Annotated in this window: 1 protein-coding gene and 1 pseudogene; both read right to left on the reverse strand. The window is 63.5% G+C overall.

Features of this window, described 5'->3' with window-relative positions; translation table 11 throughout:
• Positions 1-626, reverse strand: a 626-nt coding sequence (virB5, locus tag AE618_RS23700; protein ID WP_054211546.1) for a P-type DNA transfer protein VirB5, incomplete at its 3' end; no start/stop codon positions are given.
• Positions 623-1,576 (reverse strand): annotated as a pseudogene (locus AE618_RS23705) (transporter); the annotation flags it as partial. The gene virB5 and the pseudogene AE618_RS23705, both read right to left, overlap by 4 nt.

Genomic DNA, 1,576 nt, shown 5'->3' on the forward strand with positions numbered 1-1,576 from the left:
TCGCCGCGCGCCTGCTGCACCATGGCTAGGCCCTGCATACGCAGGACCTCGTTCTGGAGGATGGCCTGCTCGGCCTGGATTCGGGCCGACAGATCGAGCACGTTCTTGGCGTCTTTGGCTGTGGTTATCTTCTGACGCAGTTCCTCCAGCTCATCGATCCGCTTTGAGGCCGTGTCGTAGACGCTCTGGCCAATAGAATGCTTCGCGCCGGTCTGGCGCGCGATGCGGTCGAGCTCAGTGCGATAGAACGAATTCGCGTCCCCGCCCTGATAGGCTCGGTTCTGATCAAGATAGCGATCGATCACGCCGGTCAGCGATCCGGTCCCGGTCCCCGAAACCAGCTTTTCGATCTCGCCGAACTCCTTCGGAAGATGTTGCCGGAACTCCTCGCTGTTCAGGAGCGAGGCGACGTCGTTGACGTCGGTCAGCTTGTTGAAGCTCTCGTAGAGCTGCTTCGCCTGGGTGAGCTGCGCCTCCATCGTCTTGATCTGCTCGGTGAGCTTGCCGATCTGCTCGACATGTTTTGCGATCGCGCCGGCGTCGAAGACCGGGACGCCTTGCTGGGCGAAGCCTCGCGCCGGCACTCCAGCCAGCGCTGCCGTGATCAGGAGGTGGCTCGCTCTCATCGGTCGATCCTTCTTTCGGCATGGAAGCGGGGCAGGAACGCTGCCGGGTCATCGCCAACCTCCGCGCGGATGCGGTCGAGCAGCTCGACGGTCTCGGTGCGGCCCGACAGCACGGCGAGCGCGTCATCGAGCCCGCCGAGGTCGAGCTCGGCGACGATGGACTGGCCGTTCTGCTTGATCAGGAAGCGCCGGCTCTCAGTCGAAAGTTCTTCCTTGATCAGCCGGAATTCGGTTTCGGTGAGGTGGAAGCCATCGACATAGTCGGACCGCGTGCCGCGCGTGTTCGGCATGAAGATTTGCGTTGGGCACTGCTCGACGATGGTGTGGGCGATTGGAGATGCCAGCGCGTCGCGCGGCGACTGCGTGCCAAAGACCATGACGCCGTTTTGCTTGCGGATGGTCTTGAGCTTGTCGTTGGCCAGTGCCCGAAAGGCGTCGTCGCCGAGCGCCTTCCAGAATTCGTCGATGTCGATGATGATGCGGCGGCCGTCGATCAACTGCTCGACGCGATGGAACAGGACCATCATCAGTGGCGTGCGGACCACCGCATGGTCGAGCACATCGGTCATGTCGAAGCCGATGAAGCTGGCGTCCAGCGCGATCGCGTCCTCTTCGGCATCAAGGACCCAGCCGAGAGGCCCGCCATTGCACCAGCGTTCAAGCCGGGCGCCGATGCCCTCGCGATCCTGTTGCCCGAGAAAAGCGCGCAAAGCCGACAGCGAGCGCTCGTGGCGCGGCAGAGCCCGCATCGCCTCGAGACTGGAATCGATCCGCTCCTCGTCGACGACGGATAGCGCTCTGCCCTCGACCGTGACGAGCTTGCGGACGAGCTCGCCGAGGAAGGCGATATTGGCCGGGGTCAGCTCGAGGGCTTTCAAGGGCGCGCATCCGGTAGCCACGCCGTTCTTCAGCGTTAGGTAGGTGCCGCCCGACGCCCGCACGAAAATCTC

The organism is Allobosea vaviloviae (assembly GCF_001298265.1).
GTDB classification, from domain to species: Bacteria; Pseudomonadota; Alphaproteobacteria; order Rhizobiales; family Beijerinckiaceae; genus Allobosea; species Allobosea vaviloviae_B.